20 protein-coding genes and 1 tRNA gene are annotated in these 21,136 nt (G+C 38.5%); 16 read left to right on the top strand and 5 right to left on the bottom strand.

What is annotated here, in order from left to right:
• Window positions 1-14: 14 nt before the first annotated feature.
• Together trxA and uvrC are read left to right on the top strand one after the other, a co-directional pair.
• Entirely contained in the window at window positions 15-329 is a 315-nt protein-coding gene (gene trxA / locus AC4G3K_RS04350) for a thioredoxin (protein WP_491076058.1), read from the top strand.
• A 126-nt stretch (window positions 330-455) separates the two neighbouring features.
• Window positions 456-2,243, top strand: a complete 1,788-nt coding sequence (uvrC, locus tag AC4G3K_RS04345; RefSeq protein ID WP_491132569.1) for an excinuclease ABC subunit UvrC — start codon at window positions 456-458, stop codon at window positions 2,241-2,243.
• Between the two features lie 214 nt (window positions 2,244-2,457).
• On the opposite strand, the gene AC4G3K_RS04340 is transcribed toward uvrC, so the two are convergent.
• The gene (locus AC4G3K_RS04340) at window positions 2,458-2,919 is read right to left on the bottom strand and encodes a YslB family protein (protein WP_491076056.1); all 462 of its coding nucleotides are present in this window, start codon (window positions 2,917-2,919) and stop codon (window positions 2,458-2,460) included.
• Window positions 2,920-3,325: 406 nt separating this feature from the next.
• On the opposite strand from AC4G3K_RS04340, the gene AC4G3K_RS04335 reads away from it, so the two are divergent.
• From AC4G3K_RS04335 to AC4G3K_RS04285, 11 genes are all read left to right on the top strand, one after another.
• Window positions 3,326-3,943 carry a succinate dehydrogenase cytochrome b558 subunit gene (locus AC4G3K_RS04335; RefSeq protein ID WP_491076055.1) on the top strand — a complete coding sequence of 206 codons (618 nt, stop codon included), beginning with the start codon at window positions 3,326-3,328 and terminating at the stop codon, window positions 3,941-3,943.
• 57 nt (window positions 3,944-4,000) lie between these two features.
• A complete protein-coding gene (gene sdhA / locus AC4G3K_RS04330) occupies window positions 4,001-5,761 on the top strand; it encodes a succinate dehydrogenase flavoprotein subunit (RefSeq protein WP_491132568.1) in 1,761 nt (586 codons plus the stop codon).
• A gap of 2 nt (window positions 5,762-5,763) precedes the next feature.
• Complete coding sequence (gene sdhB / locus AC4G3K_RS04325; RefSeq protein ID WP_491076053.1) at window positions 5,764-6,525, top strand: succinate dehydrogenase iron-sulfur subunit; 762 nt, start codon at window positions 5,764-5,766, stop codon at window positions 6,523-6,525.
• Between the two features lie 429 nt (window positions 6,526-6,954).
• Window positions 6,955-7,425: an acyl-CoA thioesterase gene (locus AC4G3K_RS04320; protein WP_491132567.1), complete on the top strand. Its 471-nt coding sequence runs from the start codon at window positions 6,955-6,957 to the stop codon at window positions 7,423-7,425.
• A gap of 119 nt (window positions 7,426-7,544) precedes the next feature.
• Complete coding sequence (locus tag AC4G3K_RS04315) at window positions 7,545-7,769, top strand: helix-turn-helix domain-containing protein (protein WP_066108719.1); 225 nt, start codon at window positions 7,545-7,547, stop codon at window positions 7,767-7,769.
• 285 nt (window positions 7,770-8,054) lie between these two features.
• The gene (gene racE / locus AC4G3K_RS04310) at window positions 8,055-8,864 is read left to right on the top strand and encodes a glutamate racemase (protein ID WP_491076051.1); all 810 of its coding nucleotides are present in this window, start codon (window positions 8,055-8,057) and stop codon (window positions 8,862-8,864) included.
• 164 nt (window positions 8,865-9,028) lie between these two features.
• The gene (locus AC4G3K_RS04305) at window positions 9,029-10,099 is read left to right on the top strand and encodes a GerMN domain-containing protein (protein WP_491132566.1); all 1,071 of its coding nucleotides are present in this window, start codon (window positions 9,029-9,031) and stop codon (window positions 10,097-10,099) included.
• Between the two features lie 147 nt (window positions 10,100-10,246).
• Window positions 10,247-10,984 (top strand): ribonuclease PH, encoded by a 738-nt coding sequence (gene rph, locus AC4G3K_RS04300; RefSeq protein ID WP_491132565.1) that lies wholly within the window; start codon window positions 10,247-10,249, stop codon window positions 10,982-10,984.
• A 45-nt stretch (window positions 10,985-11,029) separates the two neighbouring features.
• Window positions 11,030-11,635 carry an XTP/dITP diphosphatase gene (locus AC4G3K_RS04295; RefSeq protein ID WP_491132564.1) on the top strand — a complete coding sequence of 202 codons (606 nt, stop codon included), beginning with the start codon at window positions 11,030-11,032 and terminating at the stop codon, window positions 11,633-11,635.
• Window positions 11,632-12,144, top strand: a complete 513-nt coding sequence (locus AC4G3K_RS04290) for a metallophosphoesterase family protein (protein WP_491132563.1) — start codon at window positions 11,632-11,634, stop codon at window positions 12,142-12,144. The genes AC4G3K_RS04295 and AC4G3K_RS04290 overlap by 4 nt, the downstream gene beginning before the upstream one ends.
• 162 nt (window positions 12,145-12,306) lie before the next feature.
• Window positions 12,307-12,380 (top strand) — tRNA-Arg (locus AC4G3K_RS04285).
• 87 nt (window positions 12,381-12,467) lie between these two features.
• Here AC4G3K_RS04285 and AC4G3K_RS04280 read toward each other — a convergent pair.
• Together AC4G3K_RS04280 and AC4G3K_RS04275 are read right to left on the bottom strand one after the other, a co-directional pair.
• Complete coding sequence (locus tag AC4G3K_RS04280; protein WP_491132562.1) at window positions 12,468-13,685, bottom strand: NAD(P)/FAD-dependent oxidoreductase; 1,218 nt, start codon at window positions 13,683-13,685, stop codon at window positions 12,468-12,470.
• 192 nt (window positions 13,686-13,877) lie between these two features.
• On the bottom strand, window positions 13,878-15,440 hold the full coding sequence (locus AC4G3K_RS04275; protein ID WP_491132561.1) for an esterase/lipase family protein: 1,563 nt from the start codon (window positions 15,438-15,440) through the stop codon (window positions 13,878-13,880).
• A gap of 414 nt (window positions 15,441-15,854) precedes the next feature.
• On the opposite strand from AC4G3K_RS04275, the gene AC4G3K_RS04270 reads away from it, so the two are divergent.
• Entirely contained in the window at window positions 15,855-16,544 is a 690-nt protein-coding gene (locus AC4G3K_RS04270) for a hypothetical protein (protein WP_491132560.1), read from the top strand.
• 217 nt (window positions 16,545-16,761) lie between these two features.
• On the opposite strand, the gene AC4G3K_RS04265 is transcribed toward AC4G3K_RS04270, so the two are convergent.
• On the bottom strand, window positions 16,762-17,031 hold the full coding sequence (locus AC4G3K_RS04265; protein ID WP_491076043.1) for a DUF1292 domain-containing protein: 270 nt from the start codon (window positions 17,029-17,031) through the stop codon (window positions 16,762-16,764).
• 179 nt (window positions 17,032-17,210) lie between these two features.
• Here AC4G3K_RS04265 and AC4G3K_RS04260 point away from each other — a divergent pair, with 179 nt between their 5' ends.
• Window positions 17,211-18,224 carry an LLM class flavin-dependent oxidoreductase gene (locus tag AC4G3K_RS04260; protein ID WP_491132559.1) on the top strand — a complete coding sequence of 338 codons (1,014 nt, stop codon included), beginning with the start codon at window positions 17,211-17,213 and terminating at the stop codon, window positions 18,222-18,224.
• Window positions 18,225-18,488: 264 nt separating this feature from the next.
• Here the strand turns inward: AC4G3K_RS04260 and AC4G3K_RS04255 are convergent, their stop codons facing one another.
• Window positions 18,489-19,316, bottom strand: coding sequence for an SDR family oxidoreductase (locus tag AC4G3K_RS04255; RefSeq protein WP_491076041.1), 828 nt, complete (start codon window positions 19,314-19,316; stop codon window positions 18,489-18,491).
• Window positions 19,317-19,760: 444 nt separating this feature from the next.
• Here AC4G3K_RS04255 and AC4G3K_RS04250 point away from each other — a divergent pair, with 444 nt between their 5' ends.
• Entirely contained in the window at window positions 19,761-21,110 is a 1,350-nt protein-coding gene (locus AC4G3K_RS04250) for an APC family permease (RefSeq protein ID WP_491132558.1), read from the top strand.
• The last annotated feature ends 26 nt before the right edge of the window (window positions 21,111-21,136 follow it).

The following is a 21,136-nucleotide window of genomic DNA, read 5'->3' as shown; positions in this document are numbered from 1 at the left end:
AGGAGGTAAGAAACATGGCAATTTCTCATGTAACAGATCAAACGTTCGTAACAGAAACAAGCGAAGGCTTGGTTTTAGCTGATTTTTGGGCACCTTGGTGTGGACCTTGTAAAATGATCGCACCTGTATTAGAAGAAATTGATGCTGAACTAGATGGTAAAGTCAAAATCGTTAAATTAGATGTAGACGAAAATCAAGAAACAGCTGTTAAATTTGGTGTAATGAGTATCCCTACACTTGTTCTTTTTAAAGATGGAGAAGTGGTAGATAAAGTAATCGGTTTCCAACCAAAAGAAGCACTTGTTAATTTAATTTCCAAGCATGCTTAAGGTTTAATGTAAAAGACTTCGGACGACCGGAGTCTTTTTTCTTATGGAAAGTATTAAAACCTCCTTTATTCATAAATTCCGTTTATAATAATAGAAACCATACTATTTGAAGAGGGGGGAACCCTTTTGAAGCAGCATATAAAAGATAAGCTTGCGTTGTTACCTGACCAGCCTGGCTGTTATATAATGAAGGACCGCCAAAATGTGGTCATCTATGTAGGAAAAGCAAAAGTATTAAAAAATAGGGTTCGTTCCTATTTCACCGGTTCTCATGATGGGAAGACACAACGTCTTGTTTCGGAAATCGAGGACTTTGAATATATCGTTACCTCTTCTAATATGGAAGCACTGATATTAGAAATGAATCTCATAAAAAAATATGATCCCAAATATAACATCATGCTTAAAGATGATAAAAGTTTTCCGTTTATCAAGATAACCTCGGAAAGGCATCCCAGATTGATTATTACAAGAAACGTGAAAAAAGATAAGGGGAAGTATTTTGGACCATATCCCAATGTACATGCAGCGAATGAAACTAAAAAGTTATTAGACAGACTGTATCCGCTTAGGAAATGTACGACACTTCCTGCTAAGGCATGCTTGTATTATCATATTGGCCAATGTTTGGCGCCTTGCGAAAAAGTGGTCAGAGAAGATGATTATAAGCAGATCACAGATGAAATTACGAGATTTTTAAATGGAGGTTTTAAGGATATTAAGAAGGATTTGGAAGCGAATATGTATAAGGCTTCTGAAGAATTGGATTTTGAGCGTGCCAAAGAATTAAGGGACCAAATTGCACATATAGAAGCAACCATGGAAAAGCAAAAAATTGTATTCAGTGATTTAACGGACCGGGATATATTTGGATATGCAGTAGACAAAGGGTGGATGTGTGTTCAGGTATTTTTTGTCCGCCAAGGAAAATTGATTGAGAGGGATGTATCGTTATTTCCTATCTATGATAATCCTTCCGACGAATTGCTTACTTTTTTAGGACAATTTTATTCAAAATCAAATCATTTTAAACCAAGAGAAGTACTCCTGACGGATGATATCGATTTAGAACTGGCTGAAGGCTTGCTTGATGTGAAAGTAGCTCAGCCAAAGCGCGGAGCGAAAAAAGATTTAGTGAAGCTCGCGGTTAAAAATGCCAAAATTGCTTTGCAGGAGAAGTTTTCTTTAATTGAAAGAGATGAAGAACGTACTATTAAGGCAATTGAGAATTTAGGGGAAGTTATGGGGATTCATATCCCCCGTCGCATCGAAGCTTTTGATAACTCAAATATTCAGGGTGTCGATCCTGTTTCAGCAATGGTTGTGTTTATTGATGGGAAGCCGGAACGTAAGGAATATCGAAAATATAAAATTAAGACCGTAATTGGTCCGAATGATTATGACTCCATGCGAGAAGTTGTCAGAAGAAGATATGCTCGAGTACTCCGGGAGAACCTTCCTTTTCCTGATTTAATAATTGTCGATGGTGGCAAGGGGCATATTGAAGCAGTTCGTGAAGTGATTGAGGATGAGTATGGAATGGAGATACCTGTAGCAGGTTTGGCAAAGGATGATAAACACAAGACTTCTGTACTGCTATACGGCAATCCTTTAGAAATTATTCCGTTAGGCAGATCCAGTCAGGAGTTTTATCTGTTGCAGCGAATACAGGATGAAGTTCACCGTTTTGCCATAACATTCCATCGTCAAATCAGGGGGAAATCCAGCTTCCAATCTGTATTGGATGGTATTCCGGGTATTGGTGAGAAACGGAAAAAACAATTGCTTAAGCATTTTGGATCCATTAAAAAGATGAAGGAAGCCACATTTGAGGAAATTACTCAGCTTGGAATTCCTGCACCGAGCGTACAAGCTTTATTGGAAAAACTAAATGAAGATCCAAAAAATAATTAAAAAGTTGAAAACTGTACCCTGTTTGGCAGATATAAAGCCAGCAAACTGAGGTACAGTTTTTTTGTTTAAACCAATTAAGTGCAGATCTTTCACAGCTAAGAATATAAATCGGATTAAAATATAAAATAGTAGGGGAACCCCCTGCAGGAGCTCCCCTCTTACTAGAATACATATTTAATCGGCATATAGGTTCTTTGAGAAATAAAGTCTTGATTTAAATGGTATCCTTATTATCGCTTTTTACCGTAAAGTAAACTAATTTCGCTCGTTTCTTTTGTTCCTCATAGCTTTCAGAGACCACTTTTCTTTGATGTTCTATTTGATAGGCAAGAAAGCCTGCCTCTAATTGAAAATTGGCGTTTTCGTTAATTGAAAATCTACGTTGGATTAATTCACCAGATAGCTCCCACTTTAATTCATCTTTTGTTTCCTTTACAAGCCGAAGATCACCCCATCCGGCAGCATGGAAAAACGTAATGATTTCTTCCGGATTCGATAACGGAAATCTTCTTCCAATTTGTTTTCCAGCCCAATAAAGGATTTGAGGGCCTTCCTTCCCTAATAAATCCTCCAAAAGGAACTCTCTTATTATTTCATATCCAAATGCAGGTATTAACGGCTCATTGTCGGTGACAGGTGTCATTTCCTCTGACTCTAACTTTTCTTCTTTTGCCATACTTCCCCCTCTTTCCATACATTATTATAGCTATATATAGGGGAGTAGATGCAAGGATAAATATACATTTTCTACTAAGTATTTGATAGGCAATATATAGAAATAGGAAAATATCCATTTATTCCAAAATATGTTGAGAAAAAGGAAAACTCTGTATCCGTTTTCTTGACGCATTTTGGTGGAAAGGAGTACAATAAAACCGTCACATAATTGTAAGAATATGTGGAATTATTATTTTTTTATACTATTCATCTATTAATTTTGCAGGAAAATGTTTTTAGCATCTTAGATGGGTGGTGAGTTAGATGATTGCGGTTATGATGAAGGTCTGCTCGCAATTATTTAAGGCATAGTCCTTATCCAAAGGCTATACTTTTATTTTTTCATTTTCAGAGGGAGGGTAACTATGGAGAGTCGTCGCGAGTTTAATTTACGCAGGTTACATTCGTTGTTAGGGGTATTACCAATCGGGTTATTCCTGATTGAGCATTTAATGGTCAATTATTTTGCGACAAGAGGGCCTGAAGCATTCAACAAAGCAGCTGAATTTATGCATGATTTGCCTTTTAGGCTTGCCTTGGAAATTGTACTAATTTATTTGCCTATATTATTCCATGCTGTATTAGGTCTTCATATTGCTTTCACAGCAAAATATTCAGTGGGAAGTTATAGCTATTTCCGTAACTGGATGTTTGCTTTACAAAGGATCACTGGTATCCTGACTGTTATTTTCATCGTATGGCATGTTTGGCAAACGAGAGTACAGGTAGCATTAGGAGACACGGCGAATGCGGATATGATGGTAGAGATTTTTTCTAATCCATTTATGATTGTGTTCTATATGGTAGGTGTACTTTCAGCAATATTTCACTTTGCAAACGGGCTATGGTCATTTGCGTTAAGATGGGGACTTATCGTAACGCCAAAATCCCAAAGGATATTTACATATATAACTCTTGGAGTTTTTGTATTCTTAGCTTTTGTTTCTATTCGTACTCTGCTGGCGTTTATCAACATGGCTTAAACAATTGCAATAGCTTAGCAGGAGAGTCTGCTAGTTTAATAAGGAGAGGGTCGGTTTATGAGTAAAGGGAATATAATCGTAGTCGGCGGCGGTCTTGCTGGTTTAATGGCAACCATCAAAATCGCTGAAGTAGGACATAAAGTAGAACTTTTTTCTGTCGTACCCGTTAAAAGATCTCATTCTGTTTGTGCCCAGGGAGGTATTAATGGAGCGGTAAACACAAAGGGTGAAGGAGATTCACCTTGGGAACATTTTGATGATACCGTTTATGGCGGTGACTTCCTGGCTAATCAGCCACAGGTAAAAGCTATGTGTGATGCGGCTCCATCGATCATTCATATGTTTGACCGTATGGGTGTTATGTTTAACCGTACGCCAGAGGGATTGCTGGATTTCAGACGTTTCGGCGGTACTCAGTATCATAGAACAGCTTTTGCGGGCGCTACTACTGGGCAGCAATTACTCTATGCATTGGATGAACAGGTTCGCCGTTATGAAGTGGCTGGTCTTGTACAGAAATATGAGGGCTGGGAGTTCCTTGGAGCGGTGCTTGATGATGAACAGATATGCCGTGGAATTGTAGCTCAAAATCTAACCTCTATGGAAATTAAATCTTTCCGCGGGGATGCTGTGATCATGGCGACCGGAGGACCCGGCATTATTTTTGGTAAATCTACGAATTCCATCATTAATACTGGTGCAGCAGCTGCGATTGTGTATCAGCAGGGCGCTACCTATGCAAATGGTGAATTTATACAAATCCATCCAACAGCAATCCCTGGAGATGATAAACTTCGCTTGATGAGTGAGTCTGCACGTGGTGAAGGCGGACGTATCTGGACATATAAAGATGGTAAGCCATGGTACTTCCTAGAGGAAAAATATCCTGCTTATGGAAATCTTGTTCCCCGTGATATCGCTACACGCGAAATTTTTGATGTGTGTGTGAATCAAAAATTGGGAATCAACGGTGAGAACATGGTTTACTTGGATCTTTCTCATAAAGATCCAAAGGAGCTTGATATTAAATTAGGCGGTATTATTGAAATCTATGAAAAATTCACAGGTGATGATCCGCGCAAATTGCCAATGAAAATCTTCCCTGCTGTCCACTATTCCATGGGTGGATTATGGATTGATAACGACCAAATGACCAAAATACCTGGCTTATTTGCAGCCGGTGAATGCGATTTTTCACAGCACGGAGCTAATCGTTTGGGAGCAAATTCCTTATTATCTGCTATTTATGGAGGAAGTGTGGCAGGACCCAATGCTGTACGCTATGTTAATGGGCTTGCGAGAAGTGCTGACTCCTTACCGGATTCCTTATACGTACAACATGAGTATGTTGAAATGGAAAAATGGAATCGGATCATGTCCATGAATGGAACTGAGAATGCATATTCCATCCATAAAGAATTAGGCGAATGGATGACGGATAATGTAACTGTGGTTCGTTATAATGACAAGCTTCAAAAAACGGATGAAAAAATCCAAGAACTGCTTGAAAGATGGGAAAACATTAATATTAATGATACAGCTAAATGGAGCAATCAGGGAGCATCCTTTACACGTCAGCTATACAATATGCTTCAGCTGGCACGTGTCATTACACTTGGTGCCCTGCAGCGTAATGAAAGCCGTGGTGCTCACTACAAACCTGATTTCCCTGAACGAAATGATGAAGAGTTCATGAAAACGACAATGGCTGACTTTGTAGATGGTAAATCTGCACCAAATATTTATTACGAAGATATTGATGTATCACTCATCAAGCCGCGTAAACGTGATTACTCTAAGAGCAAGGGGGCAAATTAATTATGGCTACAGAAAGTAAAGTACTGTTTAAGATACAACGCCAGGACAACCCGAACTCTGAGCCTTATTTTGAAGAATTTGAGCTGTCCTATCGACCAAATATGAATGTCATCTCTGCTTTAATGGAAATACGCCGTAACCCGGTTACAAAGGATGGCAAGAAAACAAGCCCAGTTACTTGGGATATGAACTGTCTGGAAGAAGTTTGCGGTGCCTGTTCCATGGTCATTAACGGTAAGCCCCGGCAATCCTGTACAGCGTTGGTTGATCAATATGAACAGCCAATCGTACTGGAACCAATGCGTACATTCCCGGTTATCCGCGACCTTCAGGTAGACCGCAGCAGAATGTTTGATTCACTTAAAAAAGTGAAAGCATGGATTCCGATTGACGGTACGTACGATTTAGGACCAGGACCACGTATGGCTGAGAAAAAACGCCAATGGGCCTATGAATTATCTAAATGTATGACATGTGGTGTTTGTCTGGAAGCCTGCCCGAATGTAAATGATAAGTCCAATTTTATAGGACCGGCTCCAGTATCGCAGGTTCGTTTATTTAATGCTCATCCAACAGGTGAGATGCAAAAAGCAGAACGTTTGAATGCATTAATGGGTGATGGAGGAATACAGGATTGCGGTAACTCCCAAAACTGTGTGCAAGTTTGTCCGAAAGGGATTCCTTTAACCACATCGATTGCTGCATTAAATCGTGATACAAATATCCAAGCTTTCAAAAATTTCTTTGGAAGTGACAAGATTTAAAATCATTTTTTATATTCAAATCTCTCTGCTATAGAGAAGAGATAGGTAAATAGAATACTTCTGATAAATGCCAGAAGATTGATAGACGATATGAAAGCCTATTGATTTCACTAACAGCTCACTGTCGTCTTAAAAATCGCATAGGCTTAAATAAGAGCAGTATCAAGAAAAGACCGTCATTCAATAGTTTGAGAGACGGTCTTTTCATTAGGATTAAATAGTTTGGTTTTGGTTTGTTTCGTACTTACCTACTCATCATGCCATATACCAAGATTATTCTTTGTAAAAGAATGGTCATAGGTTTGCTGCGTTAAGAGACAATTATCGATAAAATAATACACAGTTCCCCGGTAAAATAATTACATTTCCGTACATTTTTCTGTATAATGAATGAATAATCATTCATTAAGTGGGAAGGTGTGTTTCCGTATGAGTAAAATTGCATATATTGAAAATATGGAGGAGTGGAAAGAAGAATTTATTTTTTCTTCTCCTATCAATGTGAGATTTTCAGAAACTGATATGTTTGGGCATTTGAATAACACAGTCCCTTTTGCCTATTTTGAACAAGCGCGAATTGAATATTTTAAAAGTCTTGGAATGATGCAGGATTGGGTGGATACAAACAATGAAACAATCCCGGTTGTGGCAGATCTTCAATGTGATTTTCTCAATCAAGTTTTTTTCGATGAGAAACTGGATATTAAAGTGAAGGCACAAAGAATAGGTAAATCATCGGTTGATATTCATTATCTAGGGGTACGGGAAGGTGGAGTTCCATGTTTTACAGGGCGTGGAACAATTGTTCAAATTTCCAGAATCACCGGTAAGCCGGTAGCCTGGACAGATGAAATGAAGGAATTATTTGCTGCAGGATTGAAGAAGCAGCATCAATCTTAAAAACACGTTTAATCACATCTAAATATAGTCACTCCTTATAGACCAGTAACATACACTAACGTGACTAAATATATACCCAATCCTAAGGTTATGGCTGGTAGCAAGGAGGGTTACAATAGTTGAAGGAGAACGATTTCACTCATAAACCTTTACTCACAAAAAGAGAAAGAGAAGTATTTGAGTTATTGGTACAGGACAAAACAACGAAAGATATCGCCAAGGACCTTTTTATTAGTGAGAAAACAGTGAGAAATCACATATCCAATGCGATGCAAAAATTGGGCGTAAAGGGCCGTTCCCAGGCGGTCGTAGAACTACTTCGAATGGGTGAATTGGAGTTATAGAATCACTTGATGATCTTTATTTCAAGTATATGTATCAATTGATCTAATTATCATTGTTCTTGACAATTCCTTTATGAGTCCATAAATTAGGAAGAGTAGCGAATAACAAATCACTATACAGGTCATTGTAAAATGCAAAGTAAGTGGTTTGACTCACTACTCTATTTTTGTGTCTAAAAGATGAATTGGAAAATGGACAAACTAAAGAAAATGTATAGACAGTCTGGTTTGAAAAATAGAACTAGAGCTAGAGTGTAAGCAAAAGATAGATAGAGGCGATCTGATTTGGATAGAGAAAACCCAATAGGGCTTATAGATTCAGGAGTTGGTGGATTAACAGTTTTTAAAGAATTTATCAGGCAGCTCCCGAATGAAAACTTAGTATACTTAGGTGATACGGCTAGATGTCCATATGGACCCCGGCCAATGGATGAAGTACGAAAGTTTACATGGCAAATGGCTAATTTCCTTTTAAAGAAGAATATTAAAATGCTTATTATAGCCTGCAATACCGCAACGGCTGCGGTACTGGAGGAAATGAGGGCTACTCTGCCGATCCCGGTTCTGGGTGTTATTCAACCAGGGGCAAGAGCAGCGATTGATGTATCAAAATCAAGAAATATCGGTATCATTGGCACAGAAGGAACGGTGCGCAGCAAAGCTTATAATAAGGCATTATTGAGTATTCACCCAAGAGTCCATATTGAAAGTCTCGCATGCCCTAAATTTGTACCGCTGGTAGAAAGCGGTGAATGGAACAGTGCCATTGCAAAAAAAATTGTAGCCGAAACATTAAAGCCTCTGAAAAATAGAAGTATGGACACATTAATTTTAGGTTGTACGCATTATCCATTGCTGACAGAACCCATTTCAAATTATATGGGCTCTTATGTGACGGTTATATCCTCCGGTGAAGAAACTGCGAGAGAAGCCAGTGTTTTATTGGAGCATGCAGGTATGCTGAATAAGGAGAATAATCAACCAACCTATAGCTTCTATACTACTGGTTCGAGAAGGATGTTTAAATCGATAGCCTATTCATGGCTTGGTGAAGCGGTAGAAACAGTAGAACATGCTAAGCTTTTAGCAGAGTGAATAGGAAGAATAAATATAATACCCTTTGCACATTCAGAAGTGTTTAATTACCTTCTGTATGGTGCAGAGGGTTTTTTAGTGCGGAATTTTTTCTGCCTATTAAGGTATAAAATGAGCCAAGCCCCGTATATATGTAGTACAAACTGTCTTAGGAGGAATGGTGTATGCCTATACGAACGAAATCAACGTTAGTCGCTACGGTACTTATCTCATCTGTTTTAGTCTCAGGCTGCGGCTTGTTCGATTTACCAAAAAAAGAAGAAATCGACCCACCACAGGATGTTACGTATCTAAAGGAAGAGGGTGAAGGTGAAAAAGCCGTGAACTCGGAAGAAGCGATTACGACTGAAGAGCAAGGAAAGATACAAACAGAATTATACTTAATGGATGCAAATGGATACATTGTGCCCCAAACAATTCCTTTACCAAATACAGAAAGTGTAGCGAAACAGGCAGTAGAATATTTAGTGGCGAGCGGTCCGGTAACAGAGATGCTTCCGAATGGTTTTAAAGCAGTCTTGCCGGCAGATACAACTGTGAAAAGTCTAGATATTAAAGATGGAGCAGCCACCGTCGATTTTTCTAAAGAGTTTAAGGATTATAAGGCAGAGGACGAAATGAAAATACTGGAATCGGTGACATGGACGTTAACTCAATTTGATAAAGTAGATAAAGTAAAATTACAAATTGAAGGGGAAACGTTAAAAGAAATGCCTGTTAATAAAACAGCCATTGAAGACGGTGCGTCAAGATTAATGGGAATTAACAATGATCCTACAGAGTCGACAGATATTATGAATACTCGACCCGTCACAGTTTATTATATGTCCGGTGAAACAGATAACTATTATTATGTACCAGTGACAAAAAGAATCAGCAATCAGGAAAAAGATAATGTGGAAGCAGTTGTCAGCAGTCTGATTAAAGGTCCTGGTTATTCTTCGCCGCTAGTAACAGAATTCAGGCCGGATGCTGCCCTATTGGATGAACCTAAAATAGAAGACGGCGTAGTGACGCTTAATTTCAATGAATCTATTTATTCAAGCTTTGATGACGAAGAAAAAATCGTTTCTGGGCATTTATTGAATGAGCTGGTCCTATCCCTGACTGAACAAAAGGACATTAAAAAAGTGGCAATTCAAGTAAACGGAGAGAAAGAGCTTCTCAAGGAAGATGGCAAGAAGCTGACCGAACCGGTAACACGTCCTGAAACGGTCAACACAGGTAAATACTAATAATCAATAAATATGGGTAAGTTCCTTATTGGAGCTTGCCTGTTTTTAATTTGGACAAAAATGGCTGTGATGTTTGGACAGGGTGCTTTTTTATTAAATTGGGGTATGCTACACTTAGTCATGATACATACAGTTTAGGAGGTACTTATGAGATTTGATGGTCGTGAGAAAAATGAATTAAGACCCGTACATATAGAAACAAATTATATAAAACACCCTGAAGGTTCGGTGTTGATCAGTGTAGGTGATACAAAGGTGATTTGTACGGCCAGTATAGAGGATCGTGTACCACCTTTTATGCGTGGAGAAGGCAAGGGATGGATTACGGCTGAATACTCGATGCTGCCGCGAGCAACAGAGCAAAGAACCATGCGCGAATCCACAAAAGGGAAAGTAACCGGACGCACAATGGAGATCCAGCGTTTAATCGGACGTGCATTACGTGCGGTAGTCGATTTGGAAGCACTGGGTGAGAGAACAATCTGGATTGATTGTGATGTTATTCAGGCAGATGGCGGAACGCGAACAGCTTCGATTACGGGCGCATTCGTGGCGATGGCTCTTGCATTAGATAAACTTCAGGAGTCGGGAAAAATTAGTTCCTATCCAATTAAAAACTATCTCGCTGCCACGTCAGTCGGGATGATTGAAGAGTTTGGAGTAGTTCTTGATTTAAATTATCATGAGGACTCTCAGGCTTTGGTGGATATGAATGTTATTATGACAGGCACAGAGGAATTCGTGGAACTTCAGGGAACAGGCGAAGAAGCGACTTTCTCCAGAAATCAATTAAATGAGTTGCTTGACCTTGCGAGTGAAGGCATACAGCAATTATTCACTATACAACAAGAGGCGTTGGGAGAAATAGCAGCTAAAATTCAATAAAGCGTACCATGCATACGCTTTTTCTCTTGGGAGGAGTAAGTGAATATGAAAACCGTATTAATTGCAACCAAAAATAAAGGAAAAGCAAAAGAATTTGAAACTTTATTTTCCCCAAAAGGCATTAAGGTCATCACCTTATTGGATATTGAAAATGCAATCGATGTGGAAGAGACGGGAAGCACATTTGAGGAAAATGCTCTTTTGAAGGCTAATGCTATTTCTGAGCTATTGCAAATCCCTGTTCTGTCCGATGACTCCGGTTTAGTTATTGATGCGTTGGACGGTCGTCCCGGTATTTTTTCTGCACGTTATGCGGGTCCAGAAAAAGATGATCGAGCTAATTATGAAATGGTACTCGAAGAAATGAAGGGTATTCCCGCCAAAAAACGAACAGCGCGTTTTTATTGTGCGATTGCATTGGTTGGACCAAATATGGATCCAATCACAGTAGCCGGTACATGTGAGGGAATTATTGCTGAAGCGCCGGATGGTGAAAATGGCTTCGGATATGATCCTATTTTCTTTGTGCCGGAAAAACAAACAACGATGGCTAACTTGGAAGCAGGGGAGAAAAACAGAATCAGCCATCGAGCCAATGCTTTAAAAGAATTAGTGAAAGTACTAGATGAAAAAGTAGTTGAATTCCTATGAAATGTTTAATTGTCAGTGATAGCCATGGCTTAAAGGAAGAATTGCACGTTTTGTATGAGAGACATAAGGATGAGGTAGATTTGTTTATTCATTGCGGGGATTCAGAACTGTCCTGTGACGATCAAGTCATTCAGTATTACCAAACCGTGCAGGGCAACTGTGATTTTGGTGATGATTTTCCAGAAGATTTGATAGCACATCTTGATGACTGGACAATTTTCGTGACACATGGACATTTATACAATATTAAATCTACGCTGATGAATATTAGCTTGAAAGGGAAAGAAATGGGTGCAAATGTTATTTGTTTTGGTCACTCTCATATAGCAGGAGCGGAAAAAATTGATAACTGCCTGTATATTAATCCCGGAAGTATTAGACTCCCTAGAGGGAGTCAATATAAAACCTATGTCATTCTCGAAAAGCAAGATCAGAATGCAATCGTTGATTTTTACACAATGTCAGGGGAAAAATTACCAGGCTGGCAATTGAAAACAACACTTTCCTAAATCAAAAAAAAGTTGTATAGTAAGTGAAGGGAAAGCAGATCAAGATTTTTGAGTTATCTTCCCTTCACTTTAAAAAACTTTTTTAAAAAAGTTATTGACTTAAAATAAAAGTGATTATATAATAATAAATGTCGTTAAGGACAAAGTAAAAAACATAAACATGTCCCAGTAGCTCAGCTGGATAGAGCAACGGCCTTCTAAGCCGTCGGTCGGGAGTTCGAATCTCTCCTGGGACGCTAACTTAAGAAAGAGGCAAAAACCTTTAAAGGTTTTTGCCTCTTTTGCATTTAAGATATAGAATCCATAAAGATGACCTTTTTAGGTCAGCTACTCCTCCGTTTTTGACTATATAAATGAAAGGCTGGATGGGAACCTTTTGTGATTATTTCTGTGATGATTTTAGATAAGACACTGCTATAGACTAGTCCGTTATCTCCATAAGCAAATAGAAAGTGGCAATGTGGAAATTCATCATACTGACCTATAAGTGGAAGCCCATCATGTGTCCCTCCATAGAAGGCTCCAAGATAATATTCGGGTTCAGCTCTTATATTGGGAAATAGTTTGTTAAATTCTTGAATAAGCTTTGTCTTTTTATGAATAATTTTTGAATCACGATCCTCAGGATAGGTTGTGTTTTCATCAAGTCCTCCAATGATAATCCGATTATCTGCAGTTGTGCGCATATAGATATATGGGCGTGCTGTTTCCCAAATTAATGTTTGCTTATACCAGTCAGACTGCTGTAGATTTTCAATCGGTTTGGTGATAACAGCATATGAACTGGTCAAAAGACAATCCTTATCTTTTTTAAATTCTAGCCCTTCGTAGCCGGCAGCAATGATGACATTTCTTGCTGTGATGGTATGATTGCGGTCGGTATGAAATATTGCGTACTCCTCATTGAATTTTTTTCCTGTTATCTTCGTGTCCTCAAATATTTGTACACCCTTTTGATGGGCTGCTTGAATCAGGCCATGATTATATTTAAATGGGTTGATTTCCCCATCGTTATGGATATACAAAGCTGATTGCTTGGAAAATGGGTAACGCTCTTTAATTTGGCTTTCGTTAAGCAAATCGACATGGAAGCCATGATTGATCAAATAATCGTATTCATTTTGTAACTTCGTCTCTCCTTGGGGGTCACTGGCATAATAGAGGCTATCCCTTCGTGTAAACTCGGAATCTATATTTAGTTTTTTCGATGTTTCTTCAATCTCAGAAATGGCTTGCTCGCATAATTTTGTATGGTAAATGGCTGATTCTTCACCAAAAGAATTGACCAACTCGTACAACATCTTATCTCCCAAGTATTGAAGGAGGGCAGTGTTGGTCATCGTGCTGCCTGTGCCAATCCTTCGTTTATCTACTACTGCCACCTTAAGTCCTTTTTCGTTTAAGAGGTGTGCGCACTGTGCCCCTGAACTTCCTCCGCCAACAATAAGAACATCACAAAGTATATCTTCCTCTAATGGTGGATATAAAGGAGGATCTGGAAAAGTCGTTTGCCAATAAAATTTGCCGTTCTGTAGATTCATAAACCTTGCTCCTTTTAATAGGGATGATTTGCATATAATTCCCTGGTGAAATGAAAATATACTTGTATCACAGTGGATGATTATTGTTTGGAGCAGAGCATAAAAAGATATATTGTGGCCGCTTTATAGCCTGAATAAGCAAGAAAGAAACAACCCTCTTATAATAATATATAAGAGGGTTGGATATGCATGTTAATCAATATAAACAGATCTCACCAAGGTGCGAACAGATTCTTTTCCGTCAGGGTGCATGGTATTGATATCAATCGTCATATTATAGACGCCAGGCTTCGTAACCTTTGGGAGTTTGGCAGATAAAACGGTTCCGTTAGTGGTCTTCGGCAAGATGTTTTGTTTTAACTCAACCCCAGCTTTATCTATTAATTTAATGGATATGCTGCTTGTTTTTGCATTTTTAGGAGTGTGAATTGTGAATCCAGTTTGCTCTGCTTTGCCAGTTCCGGCCATTTCCAGTTTATAGACATCCTTTTCGTCAAAAGTAGAGGCTAATAGATAGGCATCATGGGTTTCCGTTGCCTTCATTTGGACAGTCCATGTACCAGGGAGGAATTCTTTAAGATTAAAAGTATATAAACTCGCACCGGAAAAAATCATCTGGTCGATAGTCGGCTTTAAAGCGGGAATGGTAGCTCCATCCGGTGAAATTAGCTCAACGACTGTGGATGGACTGGCCGTATAGATTGAGATTATACCGGTTGTTTTTTCAGGGATGTAAATCTCTTTTTGGACAAATCGGTTTTGGACAAGGGCTTCACCATGAATATAGTGGGAAGATGTGCTTTGCATGGCCGATTCATTTTGATCAGATGAATCGGCTGTTACCGCGTTTTGTGTGACAGTGGATGATCTCAAATAAGGTTCAATCCGCGAAAATACCTTAGAGCCCATGCGAATATTATCATGGTCAACCGAGCTATCTGTGAACAGATGTGTGCCATAGGACAACTTAGAGCTTGTTAGGGTGACCAGTCCATCGTTAGCCCCGTAGGAAGATAGATAGGCTCCTCCCAGGGAAAGAGCAGATAAAACAGGTCCATGGTCCGTTCCTGCCACAGTATAGTATTTATTCTTATTTCTGTTCGTATGGCCGTCTGTGACAGAACGGAATCTCGCCATTTCTCCAATCTGCAAAGAGTAAGTTCCGGCATCATTTTGACCGAGCAAATCCCCGAGCCATCCTGCATACCAACTATATGACAGGTCTGCCAGCTCCGAGCCTCTATGCGGTGAGCCCAGTGTGATGACCCGGCCGACATATGGATGGGCACCATAATGAATAAGCGCTGTCTGAGTATCTGGGCCTCCTTTGCTATGGGCGATGATGTTGACTTTCTGACCATTGAAGTATTGGGAGATATCGGAAAGCATCGATGCAAGCAATTCTCCGTTTGTATACTGAGTTTCCGATCCGTTTCCGGCTGCATCATACAGCTGGACAAAGACTGTTTGATACCCGGCTTCATATGCTTTTGTATACATATCATTTATGCCATGGTATGTCGTTTCTCCGTACCAACTGGTTGAGCTGCCGTTTTTCCCTTGGACAAAAACAATTGGAGGTTTTGCTGGGTTATAATTTGGTGGGCGATCACCCAGGAACCATTGGCCCGGTGTGAAGGTTTCGTCGGGTGGTTTCAACTTACCGGCCGAGGGTCTTTCAGGCAGGCTAAATGAGAAGATAAGAAAAGTGGCTGATAAAACAAGTCCAACTTGTTTCTTCAGACTGTTCTTCATAATTTCCTCCATTCAAATCAATTTTTATTAAAAAACTTTATGATTCCAAGAGGTTGCTAATTCTGAAGCTAATGGCTCAAATGATTTTATAAGTTTTCATGGGGGTTTGTTAGCTAGGTTCATAGAGGGCTTCTACTAGTCTCATGTAATACATTTAACAATAAAAAAGTGTTAGGGCGCTTGAGTGTACTCTTATTCTCTTAAATATACATCATTTTAATATACATTCACAAAAATTGTTTTATTTTATAAAAAATGGGTTAAATTTACTGTTGTGATTAGATAGTAAGTACATAGTTTGATTCTTTACTAAAGTCATTGATCAAAGGGGATGATAACTCTTCATTTCTAATGTTAAGAAGTGATTAATCTAAGCATTTCTTGATTAACCTATGGAAGGGATAGATGTAAGCAATGATGTTGGGTGCTTCATTACTGTGTTCAGTTATTTTTATTGGCATATCTTTATTTGTAGTTCATGCAGAGAATATAGGTTGGGATGCACTATCAGATACTTGGCATTTCATTTTTTTTGCGGAAGGGGCAATCTTTTTTGCTCAAATATTATGGTTGATTCTTTTTACTTTAATTAATCATTCAGTATTGGAAAAGCTCTCTTCCTTTACTGAACTGTTATTTTCATACAAATTGGCTGTTGATCCTTTTATTGCTCTATTAATGTTTGCAAAAGATCAATATGTTTATTATAACTATCTATCTGTCGTACATAATATACTGATGGTTGGTTTTCTAATGCATTTCGTATTGTTAATCCTATTAATTTATAATGATTTAAAGGGATCGAAAGAGGTATCATTTATTTCGTTTATAAAGTTTATGATGGCCATGGCTATTCCTGTAATATTAGCAATCTTATTTTTAATTAAAATAATCATCGAAAGTGAGATCCTGTACTTTGGGGATTTAGGTTTCCTTTTATTGACTGTTACAGTCATATTTATTGCTGTACTAATAGGTAATCTTTTTTATGCGATGGAACCTTACTATATCATTAGTGAATCTTCATTTTTTAACCAGCCCTCTAGGCAGCAAGTATATAAAAAGAAACCAAAGAAAAAGAAGAGGAAAAATGGGAAAAATTAATAAAGAAATTAGACGAGCTTATGGAAGCTAATGAAGTTGGAGGTATATTAAGAAGAGGATGCTGATTAATTGAATTTAGTGAACTATTCTATTTTGCCTGAATCAATTTAATAAATGGATGAAATGATGCCCTGTATAAGAGATATATTGCTGAATAGAAGAAAAAAGGTTATTCCAAATGCCATAAAAGCATCTGGAACAACCTTTTTCCTGGAGATTACTCTGAGTCTTCCATATTCTCTTCAAGTGCATTTGCGACTTTTTGAAACTCTTCGTCGCTTTCTATTTCGTGGAGTTCACCGTCTTCGTCAATTTTGAAGAAGAATATTTCCATATCTTCTTCTGTATCGCGTTTGATTTCTTCCACAAGACCGGTAACGGCATATTCAGAACCATCTACCTCTAGTGTACCGAGTACTTCAATTTCTTCTTCTTGCCCGTCTTCGCCTTCTAATATAAGGATTTCTCCCACTTCGATTTTTGTCATTTGATTACTCCTTTATTCTATTACTTGTCCGCTTAGTATATCGATTATTGAAATGAAAAACAACTAATGAACATTGGTGTCTATTTTAGAAAATGGTCTGTTCAAGCAATATTGTTTGTTTATCGTGATATCCTTGTTACTATTAAATGGAAACTTTATTATGGAAGGATTCAAACTACATGTCAAATAAACTTGTTAATATAAATATACCTGTTTCAGTATTAAATTTAGCTCCTATTCGAAAAGGCCAAGATGCAAAAGGCGCGATTGATTCTATGGTGGAACTTGCACAAGCCACGGAGAAAATGGGATATAAGCGGTACTGGGTTGCCGAGCACCATAATACACCAACTATGGTTAGTTCCGCGACGTCCATTTTAATTAAACATATTCTGGAACACACAGATCAAATAGAGGTGGGATCCGGTGGAATTATGCTGCCTAACCACTCCCCGTTAGTTGTCGCTGAGCAATTTGGAACCATGGCTACAATTTACCCAAATCGATTGAATTTGGGATTGGGTAGAGCTCCTGGAACAGATATGATGACGGCTAATGCTTTAAGGCGTTCACAAAAGGATTCCGTTTATACTTTTCCTGCAGACGTACAATCCTTGTTAACCTATTTAGGACCGGAAGAGACGCAGGGCTATGTAAGGTCGTACCCAGGTGTCGACACGAATATACCTATCTATATTTTGGGCTCTTCTACGGAATCAGCTGTTCTTGCTGCCAAATTAGGTCTTCCATATGTATTTGCAGCTCATTTTGCTCCAACTTATTTAGAAGAAGCTATCTCCATTTATCGAAGTCGATTCCAGCCATCTGAATACCTAAGTGCTCCTTATATGATGGTCTGCCTGAATGTTATTGCTGCGGAGAGTGATGAAGAAGCCGAATTGGAATCTACCACCATGCAGCAATTTTTCTTAAATGTTGTGCGCGGGACAAAAAACCCATTAAGTCCTCCAGTTAAAAATATGGATGAATTATGGAGAGGACCTGAAAAGCAAATGGCTCAATCGATGTCCAGTGTCACTTTGCTTGGAGCAAAAGATTCTATACGTGAACAGCTAATCCAATTCCAAGAAAAATATAATGTGGATGAAATTATGGCTGTATCCTATATCTATGATCCAGCTAAACAAAAGCGTTCTTATGAGATCTTAAAAGAAGTCGTTGACGGAAGATAAATTAAAAAAACATCGTATTCTTCGGTTCAGTAAACCGTTTGGGTACGATTTTTTTTGCTGGTTGTATTGAAAATCTACAATTACTTTAAACATACTATCATTTGGAGTGGAAATTTTGCGGTAGGAGGTAATAAGGAATGTCATTTTACCTTTTTGCTATAAAAATAATTGATTGCAATGATTGGTCATGTAAAAAGAGCCTTGTTACGTCTCGATGAGTGTAACAGAGGCTCTTATCTTTTATTAAGTATGAACATTATGATGCTATTTTGAAGTTGACGTTAATTTTTGTTTTGCAAGATTTGCTACTGTACCACCGTCTACACGTAAGTCGATTCCTGTGATATAAGATGCTGCATCGCTGAGTAAAAATTCTACTGCTGTAGCAATCTCTTTGGCTTCTCCTTCACGACGTAAAGGTGTAATCTCAAGCATCTTTTTCATTTCTGCTTGTTTAGAAGCTTCCTGACGGCCCATTGGAGTATTGATTGTACCTGGAGATAATGATGTTATACGTGCTCCTTTTTCTCCCCATATCCATGCCTGTTCTTCAACAATTAATTGTACACCTAATTTCGATAAAGTGTATGCAGCTCCTGGATTCCCTTGAGCAAACTGCTCCATCGTTTCCACCACATTTTCAGCTAATGGCTGCTTTAACACTTCGTCATAAGGACCTTGGCGAGGAGCCATATAACCACTCATGGAGGAGATGCAAACGACAGCTGTTCCCTCTGTAGCAAGTGGAAGGAAAGCCTCTAAAACAATACCTGTTCCCACTAGGTTAACTTCTGTAATACGTCTGGAATCTGCCATTGTAGGAGATAGTCCAGCTGTATGTACCAATCCTTTTAATGTGCCAAGTTCAGCAGATTTCTCTGCTAAAGCAGCAACGTTTTCCCTGGAAGTAATATCAACAGTTTGGATATGTACATCTGTGATTCCTTTTGTAGATAATTCTTCTTTTGTCTGAAGTAAGCGTTCATTTGAAACATCTGCTAAAAGGACAGTCCCTTTCCTGCCAACTAATTCAGCAGTTGCTTTCCCCATTCCGCCTGATCCACCTGTGATGACATATACTGGTTTTTTCATGATACTAACCTCCTATTTGATATTCAACTTTATTATAAACGTTTTCGAAGGGAAGAGGGCCCTTTTTTGTAATTAATGGAAGTTATCTGTTGCAGTTTTATTTAGGACTTTTAAATTGATCAGCAAATCAGTCATCGAACGCAGTATTTGTGTATGTATGATAATCCATATATTGGGCAGATTCTGTTATAAAAGGTATGCAGTAAGCTCTCTTTTTCTGGTAAATAATATTATAAAATAGTAAATAGAAGGAGATGGATAATTGGTTATAATTGTTATAAATTTTATAATATAGAATAATTTAGGTTCTTAACTGAAAGTATTTGGATTTTTGTTATATTAATATTATCAATTCGCTAATATTCTCTTGAATAACTTCTCTCTTTCAGATAACATTTTGAATATGTGAAATGGAGAACTTAATTTGAGAGGAAAAATTATGCCATGCCAAAACATCAAAAGAAGAACATGTATGCAGCGGGAGCTGTTTTAAAGAAAGAGATTGGTTTGAAAGAAGCCCTTACTATTGTAGTTGGGGTTGTAATTGGATCAGGTATATTTTTTAAAGCTACTCCAGTATTGGAAAGCGCAGGATCTCCAGTTGCAGCTATTATAGCTTGGCTACTTGGAGGTTTGATTACCCTGGCAGCTGCTCTGACTTTGGCTGAGATTGGATCAGCTATCCCAGAGACAGGTGGGGTATTCGCTTATTTGAAGGAGCTTTATGGAGAAAAAGTTGCTTTCCTATTTGGGTGGGTTCAAGCGTTAATCTATATACCAGGCATTTTGGCTGCGCTGTCCATCATTTTTGCCACACAAGCAACGTACTTTATGCCTATGACAGACCTACAGCAAAAATGGTTAGCGATTGGTATTTTAGTATTTGTGGCCGCACTAAATATCATCTCAACTAAACTTGGAGGCAGGATTCAGTTCATTTCTACGATAGCTAAAATGATTCCGATTATCGCCATTATTGCGTTTGGGATCATTCATGGAATGGGGAAAGAAACAGCGACCCTCTTTACGGGAGAGGCGGTTCACAGTTTTACAATAACCAGTTTTGGTGCTGCGATATTGGGTACATTGTTTGCCTATGAAGGCTGGGTGAGTGTTGGGAATATGGCTGGAGAAATGAAAAATCCTCAGCGTGACTTACCACGCTCTATTTTGTTTGGAATCATGATTATCATTGCAGCTTACGTCCTAATAAATATAGCCTTTTTCTCCGTCTTGTCTGTTCAGGAAATAGTTTCGACAGATAAAGTAGCTACAGATGCTGCCCTTATTCTTTTTGGAAGCGGCGGTTCTGCGATTATCTCGATAGGAATTCTGGTCTCTATATTTGGTACATTGAATGGATATTTGATGACAGGTGTCCGAGTTCCATTTGCAATGGCACAAAATAAGATTTTCCCGTTCCATCATGTTATGGGACGTGTTGAAAGTCGTACAAGTACACCGATTAATGTCTTTATTTTTGAAGTGGTTTTATCAATTATTTATATTTTGTCAGGATCGTTTAATACCCTGTCTACTCTGGCCTTATTCGCAACATGGATTTTCTTTGTGATGGCCATTTACGGGGTTTTCATCCTTCGTAAAAAGCGTAAGGATCTAGTTCCGACTTATCGGGTTCCTTTCTATCCATTAGTTCCCCTTGTCGGAATCATTGGTGGAGTGTATATATTGGTATGTACGGTCTTTACCGATACCTTATATTCTCTAATCGGATTAGCCATAACAGCACTAGGCTACCCGGTATATCTCTATCTAAAGAAATCAAATATGTAAGTTACGAAAACACACGGGATTCCGAT

It is taken from the genome of Bacillus sp. z26, assembly GCF_058313635.1.
The sequence above is the reverse complement of the archived record's forward strand: the minus strand, read 5'-3'. Positions and strand labels throughout refer to the sequence as shown.